General features: G+C 59.0%; 15 protein-coding genes. 6 read left to right on the top strand and 9 right to left on the bottom strand.

Annotated elements, in window-relative coordinates:
- Positions 1-242: 242 nt before the first annotated feature.
- A complete protein-coding gene (locus AC5XE7_RS11470; RefSeq protein ID WP_495366134.1) occupies positions 243-1,070 on the bottom strand; it encodes a transglycosylase SLT domain-containing protein in 828 nt (275 codons plus the stop codon).
- A 114-nt stretch (positions 1,071-1,184) separates the two neighbouring features.
- Here AC5XE7_RS11470 and AC5XE7_RS11475 point away from each other — a divergent pair, with 114 nt between their 5' ends.
- A complete protein-coding gene (locus tag AC5XE7_RS11475) occupies positions 1,185-1,772 on the top strand; it encodes a methylated-DNA--[protein]-cysteine S-methyltransferase (protein WP_495366135.1) in 588 nt (195 codons plus the stop codon).
- 27 nt (positions 1,773-1,799) lie between these two features.
- Here the strand turns inward: AC5XE7_RS11475 and AC5XE7_RS11480 are convergent, their stop codons facing one another.
- Complete coding sequence (locus tag AC5XE7_RS11480) at positions 1,800-2,144, bottom strand: hypothetical protein (RefSeq protein ID WP_239799256.1); 345 nt, start codon at positions 2,142-2,144, stop codon at positions 1,800-1,802.
- 245 nt (positions 2,145-2,389) lie between these two features.
- On the opposite strand from AC5XE7_RS11480, the gene AC5XE7_RS11485 reads away from it, so the two are divergent.
- Together AC5XE7_RS11485 and AC5XE7_RS11490 are read left to right on the top strand one after the other, a co-directional pair.
- Positions 2,390-2,599, top strand: a complete 210-nt coding sequence (locus AC5XE7_RS11485; RefSeq protein WP_183832557.1) for a cold-shock protein — start codon at positions 2,390-2,392, stop codon at positions 2,597-2,599.
- A gap of 255 nt (positions 2,600-2,854) precedes the next feature.
- Entirely contained in the window at positions 2,855-3,607 is a 753-nt protein-coding gene (locus tag AC5XE7_RS11490; RefSeq protein WP_495366136.1) for a bestrophin-like domain, read from the top strand.
- An 18-nt stretch (positions 3,608-3,625) separates the two neighbouring features.
- Here AC5XE7_RS11490 and AC5XE7_RS11495 read toward each other — a convergent pair whose 3' ends face one another.
- From AC5XE7_RS11495 to AC5XE7_RS11505, 3 genes are all read right to left on the bottom strand, one after another.
- The gene (locus tag AC5XE7_RS11495; RefSeq protein ID WP_495366137.1) at positions 3,626-4,243 is read right to left on the bottom strand and encodes a glutathione S-transferase family protein; all 618 of its coding nucleotides are present in this window, start codon (positions 4,241-4,243) and stop codon (positions 3,626-3,628) included.
- A gap of 72 nt (positions 4,244-4,315) precedes the next feature.
- A complete protein-coding gene (locus tag AC5XE7_RS11500; RefSeq protein WP_495366138.1) occupies positions 4,316-5,173 on the bottom strand; it encodes an EAL domain-containing protein in 858 nt (285 codons plus the stop codon).
- The gene (locus AC5XE7_RS11505) at positions 5,170-6,057 is read right to left on the bottom strand and encodes an EAL domain-containing protein (protein ID WP_495366139.1); all 888 of its coding nucleotides are present in this window, start codon (positions 6,055-6,057) and stop codon (positions 5,170-5,172) included. The genes AC5XE7_RS11500 and AC5XE7_RS11505 overlap by 4 nt, the downstream gene beginning before the upstream one ends.
- A 205-nt stretch (positions 6,058-6,262) precedes the next feature.
- On the opposite strand from AC5XE7_RS11505, the gene AC5XE7_RS11510 reads away from it, so the two are divergent.
- Entirely contained in the window at positions 6,263-7,465 is a 1,203-nt protein-coding gene (locus AC5XE7_RS11510) for a pyridoxal phosphate-dependent aminotransferase (RefSeq protein WP_495366140.1), read from the top strand.
- Between the two features lie 225 nt (positions 7,466-7,690).
- Complete coding sequence (locus AC5XE7_RS11515; RefSeq protein ID WP_495366141.1) at positions 7,691-9,745, top strand: elongation factor G; 2,055 nt, start codon at positions 7,691-7,693, stop codon at positions 9,743-9,745.
- An 857-nt stretch (positions 9,746-10,602) separates the two neighbouring features.
- Here the strand turns inward: AC5XE7_RS11515 and AC5XE7_RS11520 are convergent.
- Together AC5XE7_RS11520 and trxB are read right to left on the bottom strand one after the other, a co-directional pair.
- Complete coding sequence (locus AC5XE7_RS11520) at positions 10,603-11,499, bottom strand: LysR family transcriptional regulator (RefSeq protein ID WP_183832564.1); 897 nt, start codon at positions 11,497-11,499, stop codon at positions 10,603-10,605.
- Between the two features lie 52 nt (positions 11,500-11,551).
- Positions 11,552-12,526 carry a thioredoxin-disulfide reductase gene (gene trxB, locus AC5XE7_RS11525; RefSeq protein WP_239799262.1) on the bottom strand — a complete coding sequence of 325 codons (975 nt, stop codon included), beginning with the start codon at positions 12,524-12,526 and terminating at the stop codon, positions 11,552-11,554.
- Between the two features lie 230 nt (positions 12,527-12,756).
- Between trxB and AC5XE7_RS11530 the strand changes: the two genes are divergently transcribed.
- Positions 12,757-13,230, top strand: coding sequence for an Lrp/AsnC family transcriptional regulator (locus AC5XE7_RS11530; protein WP_183832566.1), 474 nt, complete (start codon positions 12,757-12,759; stop codon positions 13,228-13,230).
- 52 nt (positions 13,231-13,282) lie between these two features.
- Here AC5XE7_RS11530 and AC5XE7_RS11535 read toward each other — a convergent pair whose 3' ends face one another.
- Positions 13,283-14,077 (bottom strand): glycosyltransferase family 25 protein, encoded by a 795-nt coding sequence (locus AC5XE7_RS11535; protein WP_495366142.1) that lies wholly within the window; start codon positions 14,075-14,077, stop codon positions 13,283-13,285.
- A 2-nt stretch (positions 14,078-14,079) separates the two neighbouring features.
- Positions 14,080-14,904, bottom strand: a complete 825-nt coding sequence (locus AC5XE7_RS11540) for a glycosyltransferase (RefSeq protein ID WP_495366143.1) — start codon at positions 14,902-14,904, stop codon at positions 14,080-14,082.
- Positions 14,905-14,957 lie beyond the last annotated feature (53 nt).

The following is a 14,957-nucleotide window of genomic DNA, read 5'->3' on the forward strand; positions in this document are numbered from 1 at the left end:
AGGAATGCGCGGCCAGAAGGGCTGTAGCCAGCCGGGCCCGGTAGGACGCCGGACGGGCGGTCGCAAGGCCGCACCCAAAAACATCTTACGAGCGACCTGACGGCCGCCCGTCATCCTGATGCGATCAATGGCCAGACGGTTTTCCGGGCGTGGCGGCGCGCGGGCGCGGCCGGCATTGCGCGGCCAGCATCACGCAGCGTATGCAGCGCATCATGCGCGGGAAGAGAAAAACGGTGAAAAGATCAGTTCAGCGCGATCGGCAGGTCGACCTGCTGCGGCGTCTCGACCAGAACCGCCGGCGTGGCGGCGGCCGGTTCACGGCGGCGCTTGCGGTCCTTGCCGAGCCCGGTGATGCCCAGCATGCCGCGCTCCTTGGCGTGGTAATAATATCCGGTCTGATAGAGCCGGTCGGCCCGCTTCTCGTCGCCATCGGCAACCAGCCAGGCGCCGCGCAGATATTTCACGGCATATTTCAGGTTGGTTTCGGCATCGAGAAGGCCCTTGGCCGGCCCTTCATAGCCCATGCCCCGCGCCGTCGCGTGCTTGATCTGCATCAGGCCCCAATGGCCATTGTTGTAGGCGCTCGGGTTGAACGTGCTTTCGCGGTTGACCACGCGGCGCACGAACGGTTCGGGCAGGCCGTAGACATTGGCATATTTGGCGATCAGCCCGTCGACATGGCCGCCCGAAGCCGGCGCCGGATCTTCGGCGGTGGTCAGCACGGCAGGCTCTGCGCGTGGCAGCGCGGCTGCGGAAGCAAGCTGGATCGGGGAAGCGGCAGGCTGGGCAGCCAGCGCCAGCGCGGCGACAGGCGTCTCGCCCGGCTGCATCGGGGCGGGCAATTGCGGCTGAAGCGAAGCGACATCGGCAGTCGCCGTCGTCCCGGCAAAAGCGCTCTCAGGGAGAACAGCGACCATGTCCGGCAGCGCCAGCGCGAAACCGGCATCGCCACCATCTGCTTCAGTCGTCTCGGCAAAGCTCTGGCTGGTCTGCGAGGTGGTGGTGCAGCCGGAAAGACCGGTTGCGGCCAGCACCATGCCAAGGGCGACGATTTTGAGCTTCGCTGGCAAGAGACGTTCAAAGTCCGTTGTTCGGTTAAGCGGTCATTACACCAGCCGATTCGGCGGAGCAACCTGCACCGGCGCTGTTTTCGGGTGGTGGGCGAGCCGGACAGATGAGATAATATGTCAGTGCGTAACATTCCGAACGAAGACGCCAGCGCCATGAAGACTGCCGGGAATACCGTTTTCCAGACAAAGATGGGCTTTGCCGGCTTTGCGTGGGGACATGCCGGCATCACGCGCCTGTGCCTGCCGGAAAAAAGCAGGACGGCTGTGGAACGACGATTGTCGGACCACGGCGCGGCCATTGATTCGCCACGCGCGCAGGCCGCGGAACTGGTCGCCCGCATCGAAGCCTATTTCGACGGAAACACGATCGACTTTTCCGATGTCGAGGTTGATCTCGCCGGAATGGAGGCCTTCCGCCTCGACATCTACGAGGCCGCGCGGCGTCTGCGTTTCGGTGAAGCCATTACCTATGGCGAGCTTGCCCGCCGCGCCGGGCATGAGGGCATGGCCCGTGAAACCGGTGTCGCCCTCGGCGCAAATCCGGTGCCGCTGGTGGTGCCCTGCCACCGCATCGTCGCGGCTGGCGGGCGGATCGGTGGCTTTTCGGCGCCGGGCGGCTCGGCAACCAAGCAGAAGATGCTGGAACTGGAGGGCGTGCAGATCGGGCCGCCGCCGTCGGCCCAGCAATCCTTCGGTTTCTGAGCAGAGGGCATTATGACTTCAGAAATCTCAGTGCCCGAATCGCCAGATGCGGCCCCGGCGCTCGAATTCCGGTTGCACGCATTTGTAGACCGGACACGAAGAAGCATCGGCGCTCGGCACATAGGCCCTCTCGCGCACCTGCCCCGCCGGGCAGAACCGGTTGTTGAGCACATAGCGATCATAGATCGGCAGGTTGGGATTGCGCTTCGACGTGTAGCGCAGGATCACTGCGCCCTCGCGCGCCACCCTGTCCTGGATCGCACCGCAGCTCATGCGCGTCGGATCGTAGCGGGATATGGCATGGGCCTGCCCCGCCGCGACGAGGCAGCCAGCCCCCACGATGGCCAGTCCGATCAATCTGGAAATCCGCATGGCATCCTCCGCAATGCAAGGTATCAGAAACGCTGTTGTGGCCTGCATTGTTCCGTAAATTAGGCTTATTGCAGCCTCTTGAAAGCATCACAAGCACAGCTTATATTGGTACCGTTGATATTTCGGCCGATCGATCCGGGCCGCGCGTTCCTAAGAGCTTGCTGCCGTCTATCTCCAAAATCTCGATACCACCGGCCGGATGTATTTCCGGTCTTAGACAAAGCAGAAGTTGAAGGAATACGCATATGGCAACTGGAACCGTCAAGTGGTTCAACGCCACCAAGGGTTACGGCTTCATCCAGCCCGACAATGGCGGCCCGGACATTTTCGTCCACATCTCTGCCGTGCAGCGCGCAGGTCTCACCTCGCTTGCTGACGGCCAGAAGGTAAGCTTCGAGATCGAGCAGGACCGCCGCACCGGCAAGTCGTCCGCTGGATCGCTCGAAGCAGCCTGACCCAGCGTGAGCGCGCGCCGGGTCTGAAAAGACCCGGACTGCGCGACAAGCCACGGATGTACTGGCGGTCGCGCTGGAAGCGCGCCGAAGCTGAAAGACCCGACCAGCCGAGCAGCGGATTGTCTGCCGGCCCGGACATAAAGCTTCCCGTCAGGCTACCGATCCGGAAAGGCGGGCTTTGCCCGCCTTTCTGGTTTCGGGTGATAAGCACAGCGCATTGACCCCATTTTAAGGGTGTCGTGCTGGAATTGAGCGATGCACACTTTGCTCGCTCAGTCCTCGCCGGTTCTTTTCCTTGTCATTGCAGGCTTCTGCCTCAGCACACTGGCCATAGGCCTTTCATTTCTCAACATTGCCTCGCGGCTCTTCAAAGGCATGCCGGGTCAGGTTCCCACACCCGCCTTCCTCGGCGTCGTCTCCACGGCCTGGGCGCTCTCCATGGGCTTTGCCGCTTCCGACGTGTGGTCGCTCGATGCCCGCGCCGACAGCGCCGCAACAGCCGAGCGGTCTGCCGTCATGCGCCTGATCGGCGTATCCGATGAAGCGGCATTGAACCTGCCCGCCATGAACGAGGCAGTGCGCAACTATGCCGATCTGGCCCGCACCACGGAATGGCAGGAGACGCTGAACCGCGTCCCCAATCCGCTGGTCGACGACGCCCTTCAGGAGATACGCATCGGCATCGTGGACATGGTCAAAAGAGGCATCGCCTCCCCTCTCGTCAGCAAGACCGTGAATGATTTCGACGAGTTGCAGGATGCCCGCAACGAGCGCCTCGCCATTGGCCAGACTGCCGTTGACCTGACCAAATGGTATCTCGTGCTTTGCCTGACCGTCATGGCGATGATCACCATCGCCATGGTTCACGCCGAAGTTCCGAAGGCCGGCAGAAACGCGCTGGCGATCTTCAGCGTCGTGGTCTGCGTGTGCCTCTGGATATTGGCCATGCACACCAACCCCTACAAAGGCATGCCGGTCACGCTGTTCGCAAGCACATCGTCCCGCTGACCAAAGGCAGGCTTCGGATCAGGCGTCCGGCACCCAGGCAAGCGGCACATGTCCCGGATCCTGCTCGACCCGCCGCAGCCACGCCGACACCTGCGGATAGTCGTTCAGGGTAAAGCCGCCCTCGTCCGCCGTGTGGGTGTAGGCATAGAGCGCAATGTCCGCCACGCTCAGCGCAGTGCCTGCAAAGAAATCATGTCCTGTGAGATGCGCCTCCATGACACTGAGCGCCTTGTTGCCGCGCTCCAGCGTCAGCGCCAGACGTTCCGGCGTGGCAGCTGCCGCACGCTCGGGATAGGTCAGCAACGCCCTGCGAACAGCGATATAGGGTTCGTGGCTGTACTGCTCAAAGAACAGCCATTGATAGGCCAGCGCCCGTTCATAGCTGTCATGGGGAAGAAAGCGCGTGCCCTCGGCGAGATGCAGCAGCATGGCATTCGATTCGGCAAGCAGCCGGCCGTCTTCCAGCAAAAGCACCGGAACCATGGCATTCGGATTGCGTGTCAGGAATTCGGGCGTACGAGTGGACCCGTCGCGGGAACTCACTTCGACATGGGTGAAGGGCCGGCCCAGCTTCGCCAGCAGCAGACGCGGCTTGTAGCAGTTGCCGCTGTCGGTCATTCCGTAAAGCACAGTCATCGAAAAATCTCCGTGGCCCCGCATATTGCGCAGCCACGTCACCGCTTCCAATGAGTTAATTTTCTGGGAAGATCAAAAAGCCTGCTCGGACGCTTCGCGGGCCGACGGCAGGAAATGCTGGATTGCCAGCGGCCCGTCATCGAAGAATGCCCCGGCCGAAAGTGGTCTGGCCAGCAACGAACCTTGCAGGAGATCGCAACCAGCTTCCAGAGCAACCTCTAATTGCCGGGGCGTGGCAATGCCCTCGACGAGCACCCTTACCCCGCTGTCCTGCACCACGGAAACGAGCCGGCCGAACAAGCGGCCGGCAGCGGGATAGGAACACAGGAGCGCGAAGAGAGCGCCATCGACACGCACCAGATCCGGACGGATCAGATTCAGCAAGCGCTCCGTGTCGTTGCCGGTTCCAAAACTGGCAAGCGCCACGCCAAGCCCGCCTGCCCGCATTTCCTGCACCAGAACGTCAAGCGTCTCGCTGTCGTCGCTGCACGACACCACGACCTCGCACATCAGCCGGGCGGGATGCAGCCCGAGTTCATCCAGCCTTCCCGCCATCTGGCGCAGCTCTGCCACCATGCGGCCGTCAAGGTCGTTTGCGGCAAAGTCGAAGTTGAAGAACAGCTTCACTCCTTCAACGCCCACATGCCGGTAGTTGCGCAGATGCAGCATCCGGCACAAGGCATCCACATACAGCCTTTCGCAAGGGGCGACCGTATCGAGGAACTCAGCTGCGGAAACGGCACAGCCTCGCCGATGCGCTTCAACGGCGGCCTCGACCGCCACCATGCGCAACAACCTGCCGCGCGGTTCGAAAATGGGCTGGTAGGTGCTGCGCAGACGAAAGTCCTCATGGATTGCATATTCGAGGCCGATTTCGTCTGCGAATATGGCATCGGCAACCTGCTTCCGCCGCCTGGCCCTGGATGTCATTTCACCACCCGCCGTCCAAAGGCCCTGGGAGAATGGGCGGGCCTTGAGCCTGCCGGTTTTTCCGGCGAGCCCTGTTCAGATGCAGGAGCTGGCGCCATACCCATGGTCTTCAATTCCGGGCAGGCTATCTGCGGGCGCGCCAGCACAAAGCCCTGCACCATCGAAGCACGGGATTTCTCGGCCAGATCGATCTGCCAGTCCTCCTCCATCCCCTCGAAAACGGTTCTTATTCCCTGATCCTCGAAGGATTTGACCATGTTAGAAAGCAGGACGAAGCCTGCATCGGTTTCCATCAGCCGGTTGATCCACACCGCATCGAACTTGACGATATCGGGCATCAGTTCCCTGATGCGCTTTATGTCGGACTCATCGGCACCATAGTCATCCACCGCGATACGGAAGCCGTTGGCACGCAAGCCCGACACGAAGCTGTGAAAGGCCTGCTGCGATCCGGTGGGATTTTCCGTGACTTCGCAAACCACGCGTGCAGGTTCGATACCGACGCTGTTCAGAACCAGCCTTATGTCGCGCAGCGTACCGTCGCCTATGTCCTGTGCGGTAAATACCGACGGATCGATATTGATGAAAAGCGTGGCATCGTCGGGCAGACATTTTGCTGCATTGAGAAAGTGCAGCGTCCGGGTCAATCCTTCCACCTGCAATCTGTCTTCGGCATTGCAGGTCGCGAAGAAGGCGGATGGGGTTTCCGGCTCGCCGTCCCGGAACGGCCTGATGAGAGCCTCGAAAGCCTCGATGCGCAACTTCCCCTGGTGGAATCCGAAGATGGGCTGGAACGCGCTTCTGAGCGTGAACATACCCCACTGTCCGACAGCGGTTCCGTTTTCCTCGCGCTCTATGTGGTCCAGCCCGGTTCTGCGCCCCACTTTTGCAGTCTTCCGCTCACTTTTTCGGCATTCCATCAGATTGTCAGCAAACGCTTAAGAGCCACTTAATCACCCTTTGGCCGTTCCGGCGAAACACACCGCCCATCAACTCGGCAAACGAAGGATACTTGCGCTGAGTAACGCAATGCGACATTAGAGACGTGCAGAAATTTCCCCGTTCAAGCCATATATCGGAGACGTTCCAATGGCCTTTCTTGCCGACGCCCTTTCCCGCGTGAAGCCTTCCGCGACCATCGCGGTAACGCAGAAAGCGCGCGAGCTGAAAAACGCGGGCCGGGATGTGATCGGACTGGGCGCCGGCGAGCCGGATTTCGACACGCCCGACAACATCAAGAATGCCGCGATCGAGGCCATTCGCCGTGGTGAGACCAAGTACCCGCCGGTATCCGGCATCGCGCCGCTGCGCGAAGCCATCGCCGCCAAGTTCCGGCGCGAGAATAATCTCGATTACAAGCCTGAGCAGACCATCGTCGGCACGGGCGGAAAGCAGATCCTGTTCAACGCCTTCATGGCGACGCTGAACCCCGGCGACGAAGTCATCATCCCCCGCCCCTACTGGGTCAGCTATCCGGAGATGGTCGCGCTGTGCGGCGGTACGCCCGCTTTCGCAGAAACCTCGATCGACAACGGTTTCAAGCTGACCGCCGAGGCACTTGAGAAGGCGATTACGCCCAGGACCAAATGGCTGGTGATGAACTCGCCGTCCAACCCCTCGGGCGCCGCCTACACGGAAGCCGAGCTCAGGTCGCTGGCAGACGTTCTCCTGAAGCATCCGCAGGTATGGATGCTGACCGATGACATGTATGAGCACCTGACCTACGGCGACTTCGTGTTCAAAACCATCGCCGAGGTGGAGCCCAACCTGTACGAGCGCACGCTGACCATGAATGGCGTGTCCAAGGCCTACGCCATGACCGGCTGGCGCATCGGCTATGCCGCTGGCCCGCTGCAGCTTATCAAGGCCATGGACATGATCCAGGGTCAGCAGACCTCAGGTGCCTGCACCATCGCTCAATGGGCGTCGGTCGAGGCGCTGAACGGGCCGCAGGACTTCATTGGCAGGAATAAGGCGATCTTCCAGGCTCGTCGCGACCTCGTTGTCTCGATGCTCAATCAGGCACGCGGCATTTCCTGCCCTTCGCCGGAAGGCGCGTTCTACGTCTATCCCTCCTGTGCCGACCTGATCGGCAGGAAGACGAAAGACGGAAAGGTGATCGAGAACGACGAAATTTTCGCTTCCGAGTTGCTGGAAGCGGAAGGCGTGGCAGTTGTGTTTGGCACGGCCTTCGGCCTTGGACCGAATTTCCGCATCTCCTACGCCACGTCGGACACGCTTCTTGAAGAAGCCTGCACACGCATTCAGCGCTTCACGGCAAGCCTGAGCTGACCATCGCAAGCGATTCAGAAGACTCAAGAAAAGCCCGGCTTCAGGCCGGGCTTTTCTTTTGCAGTTCCATGACGCTGTCTCATGCCCCCTTGCCCCATCCGCCAAGCCATGTGACCATGCCCTTACGGAAGGCAGCTCTCCACGATAGACGTCGATAGTGCCTCCGCGCGACGGTCTTCAGGCCGGCCGCCGCTCCCGTCAAAAATGCCTGAGCGGAGGTCAGCCATGGATAATCGCGCCGGAGGAAGACGCACGGGACCGAAGTGCATCGCCATCGTCGGTCCCTTTTCAAGCGGCAAGTCGACGCTTCTCGAAGCCATTCTTGCCCGCACGGGCGCAATTGCCCGCCAAAATCCAATCGCCTCAGGAAACAGGGTTTCCGACCACTCCCCCGAAGCTCGTGAACACGCGATGAGCGTGGAAGCGACCTTCGCAACAGTCGAATTCATGGGAGATACCTTCACCTTCGTCGATTGCCCCGGTTCGATCGAATTCGCCTTCGAGGCCGAGCCCATTCTGGCTGCCTGTGATCTGGCAGTGGTAGTTGCCGAGCCTGACGAAAAGAAAATCCCGGCCCTGCAGCTCATCATGCGCAGGCTGGATGAACTCGGCATACCCCGCATCCTGTTCCTCAACAAAGTGGACAAAGCCGCAGCCGGAGTGCGCGAAGCACTCAAAACCCTGCAGCCGGCAAGTTCAGTGCCCTTGCTTCTGCGCCAGATCCCGTTGCGCAAGGATGGGGTCGTCATCGGCTCGATCGATCTGGCGCTGGAGCGCGCTTACATCTACCGTGAATACGCGGCGAGCGAAGTTGCCGATATTCCCGGCGACGATAAAGCACGCGAGATCGAGGCGCGCTTCTCCATGCTGGAAACGCTGGCCGATCATGACGACGCCCTTATGGAGCAGTTGCTGGAAGAGATCGAGCCGCCTCGCGATGCCGTATTCGACGATCTTGTCGCCGATTTGCGCGAAGGGCGGGTGACGCCCGTGCTCATCGGCACCGCAGAAAAGGGCAACGGGGTTCTGCGGTTGCTGAAGGCAATCCGCCACGATGCGCCTGGCATCGAGACAACGCGACGCCGGTTGGGCGTGGCAGATGACGAAAGCGCCACGCTCGTGCAGGTCATGAAAACGATCCATACACCGCACGGCGGAAAGCTTTCCGTCTCGCGAATACTGGCAGGTCAGGTGTCGGACGGCGTCGAGCTTTTTCTACCGAATGGCGAAGCTGCCAAAGTGTCCGGCCTCTACCGGATGTTTGGAAAGGACCAGACGAAAATCGCAGATGCTGCAACCGGCGATACTGTTGCGCTTGGCAAGCTCGAGGGCGTCCGCACCGGGGCGACCCTCACTTCCGCAAAGGGCGGACGGGAATCCCTGATCGAACTGGTTCCGCCAAAACCGGTTTACGCCTTCGCGTTGCGGCCAAAAGAACGCAAGGATGATGTGAAACTGTCCGCAGCCGTGCAGCGGCTGGCAGAAGAGGACCCCTCCCTCAGCCTCGCTCACAATCAGGATTCCGCAGAAACGGTGCTTTCAGGTCACGGCGAGATGCATCTTCGTGTGGTGCGCGAGCGCCTCGAAGGTCGCAACCAGATTGCCGTCGAAGGCCACGCTCCGGCAGTTCCTTATCGGGAGACCATCCGCAAGGGAACGCAACAGCGCGGTCGTCACAAGAAGCAATCAGGTGGCCATGGGCAATTCGGGGATGTCGTCATCGAAATCAGACCGCTCCCGCGTGGAAGCGGCTTCGAATTCACCGACACCATCAGCGGCGGCGTGGTTCCGAAACAATATATTCCCTCCGTGGAGACCGGCGTTCGCGACTATCTGAAATGCGGCACGCTCGGCTTTCCGGTTGTCGACATAGCGGTCAACCTCAGCGACGGCTCGTATCATACCGTCGATTCTTCCGACATGGCATTCCAGGTGGCGGCACGCCTGGCCATGAAGGAGGGAATGGCTGCATGCTCCCCCGTTCTGCTGGAGCCGATCATGGAGGTGGAAATCTTTACACCATCCGAGGCAACTGCACGCATCATCGCCATCATTCCCCAGCGGCGGGGCCAGATCCTGGGTTACGACGCCCGCAGCGGATGGCCGGGATGGGATGTGGTGAGAGCAACCATGCCGCAAGCCGAAATGGGAGATCTCATCATCGAGTTGCGATCGGCAACTTCCGGCGTCGGCAACTATGTTGCGAGTTTCAGCCACATGGCGGAGCTGACAGGTCGCCTGGCAGATGTGGTCATGAACGCAGCCGGCAAGGCGGCATAACAGGCTGAAATAAGCCATGCTTAAACAAACGGCGACAGGGAGAGCCTGTCGCCGTTTGTTGCGGACCGTCTCCGGGGGAGGAAACGGCAGGTCCGCCGCAGGGAGGGTGCCGGCATCTGCCAGCAAGAATAAGACGGACGCGGCCGTCGCCTGAGACCCGGCTTTCCGGAAGATGCCCCCATCCCCTGAAAGCCGGCCGCGCCCTCAGGATATGACTACAGAAGTTCCGCCGGTCCCGTCACGTTACAGGGGTTACATGACCGTTACGCGCCACCAGAACCTGCGTGACGCGCTTCAATGCCTGCGAAAAAGCATCAGCTGACCATCTCCCTGAGGAGCAACATGCCGGGAAAGCAGAGCAAAATGTACAGACAAAGGACGGCAACAACGTACTCATGCGAACATAAGCAGAAGCGCGATCAGGTTGGCTAAAACAAAAAAGCCGGATCATAAGATCCGGCTGAGTTTGTTGGAAGTGCCTATAAGGCTAAACCTCCAGAGGGGAACACTCGTGAGCGCTAATGGGAGGAGAACGCACTCAGGAGATGGCTTATATATGAGCCACGACTGCACAATGAACAAGCAACTATTTTGCAACGCACACATGCAAAAACACGCGACCTGTGGTCCAATGCCCGCAGCAATGCAATAAGACCAAGACAGCGGCAGCTATGAGCATCTGCCTGCCCGCTTCGCAAGCAGGTGTGCCCCAAAAGCGGGGGAGCTTCCGGATCCCGATACGCTTTCAAAGAGGGCATTGCTGTTTATGCAGGCAGAACCCGAAGACAGGCTTGCTGACAGCAACCGCCAGACGCGCCGTGTTGGGGTGGAACAATCAGCTGGACTTCAGAAATCAATCAATAAGACCAGTTACGGGCCTTTGAGAACATGAAGTCACGAAACGCCTTGAGCTTAGCCTGGTTCTTCATCGCTTCGGGATACACGAAGAATGTATCGAAGGATGGGCCCTCAAGCTCTTCGAGGATGGAAACGAGCCCTGAATCCTTGCCGGACATGTAATCCGGCAGCATGGCGATACCGACCCCTCGCTTCACGGCCTTGCGGATCGACATCAGATCATTGATCTGAAGAACACTTGGTCGTTTCTCACCATCGGGCCGCCCGACGGTCTCAAGAGTGTTCAGCCCTGCCAGATAACTCGGCACCGGTTCTCCGAATGTGATGATCCGATGGCGGTCGAGGTCGGCAGCGGATTTCGGCACACCATGGCGGTCGAGATATTCCTGAGATGCAAAGACGTGCAGGTGCACGGTGAACAGGCGCCGCTGAATGAGGTCCGGCTGTTGAGGCTGCCGAAGGCGCACTGCGCAATCGGCCTGTCGCATGGTCAGGTCGAGCTCCTCATTAGTGAAGACGAGCTGCAGGTTGATTTCCGGATAAAGCTCCAGAAATTCTTTGGTCCGGTCGGTAAGCCAGCCGGTACCCAGACCAACGGTTGTCGTCACCCGCAGAACACCGGTCGGGTGGTCTTTTGTTTCAAGCAGACGCGAGCGGATGGATTCCAGCTTCATCAGCACGTCATGCGCCGTGCGGAACAGCATCTCACCCTGCTCGGTCAGCACAAGCCCGCGCGCATGGCGATGAAACAACGGCACGCCGACATCATGCTCCAGCGCACTCACCTGCCGCGAGATGGCGGATTGCGACAAATGCAATGTCTCGGCGGCATGGGTGAACGACCCTGCCTGCGCGGCTGCATGAAATACCCTGAGCTTGTCCCAATCCAACGCCATGATTCCCCTCGTGTATGTCGGCGTCTGAAGGAAGAGTTGGGATTTTTTACGGCTATTCCGCCGCGTCCCTGTGCGCTTCGATGCCTGCCAGATACTTTTCCGCTTCCAGCGCAGCCATGCAGCCCATTCCGGCCGCCGTTACGGCCTGACGGTAGATGTCGTCGGTGACATCACCGGCAGCAAACACACCTGGAATGTTGGTACGGGTCGAATCCGGCTCTGTCCACAAATAGCCGTTTGGCTTCTGCTTCAGCTTGCCGGCGAACAGTTCTACGGCCGGCGCGTGGCCTATGGCCACAAACACGCCATCGACAGGCAACCGGCTTTCTTCGCCAGTCACGACATTGCGCAGCTTCAGTCCATCCACGGAAGGTGGAAGTGGCGCCTGCCCGGGACGACCCGTGATCTCGTCAACAACCGTATCCCAGATCACCTTGATGTTGTCCTTGGCAAGAAGCCGCTCGCGCAGAATGCGTTCGGCGCGGAAATCATTGCGGCGATGAATGACGGTGACAGTGCGGGCAAGGTTGGAAAGATAGAGAGCTTCCTCGACGGCCGAATTGCCGCCACCAACGACCGCGACATCCTTGCCACGATAGAAGAACCCGTCACAGGTGGCACATGCGGATACGCCGAAGCCCATGAAGGTCTGCTCGGAAGGGATTCCCAGCCACTTTGCCTGAGCACCCGTCGCAATAACCAGGGCATCGGCCGTATAAACCGTGCCTGAATCACCTTTCGCCACGAAGGGGCGCGCATCGAGATCCACCTCGATGATGATGTCATTGACGATTTCCGCCCCGACATGCTCGGCCTGCTTCAGCATCTGCTCCATCAGCCATGGACCTTGTACCGGCTCGGCAAAACCGGGGTAATTCTCCACCTCCGTCGTAATGGTGAGCTGGCCGCCCTGCTGCAGGCCGGCGACGAGCATGGGTTTCAGCATGGCGCGCGCCGCATAGATGGCAGCCGTATAGCCAGCCGGACCGGAGCCGATGATGAGAACGGGAGCATGCTTGACGGTCATGGCGTTGCCTTGCAGATGATGGACCGCCAAGACGGCCCGACAGATACGCAAATCGAAATATGCCGCAATGTAAGTGCTTGCAGCCAAGCCAGCAAGGCAAACGACAAAGTGTCCCCGGAAAGCTTCGCCAGAAACTGACGGAATTCGCAGGGTAACGACAAACCGCTGGCGCATCATAAAAAGTTGTTTAATTACCAGATGACGATAGATTCTTGCGCAGAGATGATCGCATGACCCTGAAGGCCGACCTCGACGCCATCGACTGGAAAATCCTGCGCGAATTGCAGCAAGATGGTCGCATGACCAATGTCGAACTTTCGCAACGGGTGGGCATTTCCGCCCCTCCCTGTCTCCGCCGTGTAAGACGCCTGGAAGAAAGCGGCATTATTCGCGGCTACCGCGCCCTGCTCGACGCCCCGTCTCTGGGTATGGAGGTGGTAGCTTTCTGCCTCGTGGGCCTGAAGCATCAGGCCGAAACAGAACTCAAGGCTTTTGCCGAGCGCACCCGCAACTGGCCGATCGTGCGCGAGGCGTGGATGGTATCAGGCGAATCCGACTTCCTGCTCCACTGCGTGACCAGCGACATCGGTACTTTCCAGACCTTCGTGATTGAAGATTTAACCTCGTCACCCAACGTGGACACGGTGCGCACGGCACTTACCATCCGCAAAGTGAAAGACGAGGTGCCGGTGAGGATTGGATAAATACCGCAGCCTTTCTATCGAAAAATAACACTAGAAAACTTGAATATCGTGGCTACTCTAAAATAGATGATTTCGCTATCAGATCGCGAAAATTTTTTCGCATTTTCATTGCGATAATCTTGTCCTCAAGCAACCTTTTCTGCTTGGAGAAGCCATAATACCATTTGCGGCCATATCTACTGCGCTTGCCGCCATCCGATGCTGCAATTTGGCTTTCCGCATCGGTAGTAGTTACCGGCGCCGGCCAGAAGGCATATCCATGCCCGGCACGGGTCAGCCAATAGCGAAAGTAATTGTCGACAGGGGCAAAGATTTTGCCGTGGTTTTCGACAAATTGCCTAGCTCCCTCCCGCGACCAAACGATCGAGCAGGCCATCATAGGAAAATAATGAGCAGCTACCAGACTACATCGGTAGCCATCGATGTCATAGTCCGAGATCCGGCTGGTGATTTTGGACTTATTAGCGCCAATATTGAGCAGTAGCCAATTTTTATCTACGCTCTCCAATGTCGCAATTGCTTTTTCAAGAAGCGCAATAGGGTTGCAACGCAACAATATGTCGTCCTCTAAGATCAATCCATACTGGGCATCCGAGTGCAGAAACTGCGCGGCAGCCGCGAGATGGCTACGGTAGCATCCGATTTCCGCACCAACCAAGCTTCGGCCCATATAGCGTTCCGCGCACCCCGCATCATAATCGGCAATGCCGTCAAGATCGAGCTTGCGGCCGTCGAATGCGGGGACACGCTCAAAATCCATGCTGAAGGAAGCAAGCATTCGGCTAACGGTTTCGAGGCGGGCAGTGCCACTGTCCAGATTGATCACATAGGTTTTGATAAACTGCATGATCAGCCTTTTCTCCTACGTTGCAACGGCTCCGTATCGATCCCTATCAGACGAAGTGTGTGCCAGAATCTCCGCTTGAGAGATTCTCGCCATTTATGCAGATTCTGCCACCTGAACAGACGAAGTATGCCGTTGCCTGATGCTGTCTCCCTATAGCCCCACCCACTCCCGTAGTTGGAGCGCTCGTCCCCTGTATGGCGCGCGCCACCGCCGATCAGCCATGCCATGTCGCGATTGCTGGCCTTGTGGTGTCGGCTGATAGATGCCTCGTCTCCAAGCGCCCTGTATCCGCCATTTATCGCCCGGTAGTCGCTGGTCCGATGCAAGCCGGGATTGAACGTGAAAGTGTGCCAAAGAAAATGCAAAGCCGGAAAGGCAAGCTTATAATTTGCCGTGGCGGTTTTTCTTGTCTTCAGGCTACGGACATAGCGAGGCATGTCGGCATCGTCGCGCACCGTCACCATGATCGCCTGCGGCTCCTGTTCGAGTATCTCAACGGCCCGGGCGATAAAACCTCTGCGCGTGAATAGCCAGTCATCTTCCATGTGGAAGATGTAGTCCGATGTGATGTCAGCATAGGCTTTGTCGATTGACGCGATCTGCCCGATATTCCCATCGTTGAAGATGATACGATGAGAAAGCCCAGCCAATAAGGGCTGCACCTCATAGATGCCGCGATCATTCGAATCTTCGATGATTATCAGTTCCTCAAGCGGATAGTCGTTGTGCTCGAGAAAACTCCGAAGCGTCTTTTCAAGAAGATCGAACCGTCGACAGCTGGTAATGACAGCGGTGACGGTCGGACGTATATTGGCTTCTGTGGTCATGGAAGATTCCGCATCAACGAAATGCCGGATATGCCGTTGCTCTCGCAACATAT

This window comes from Aquamicrobium sp. YD-1-mutant5 (assembly GCF_059509755.1).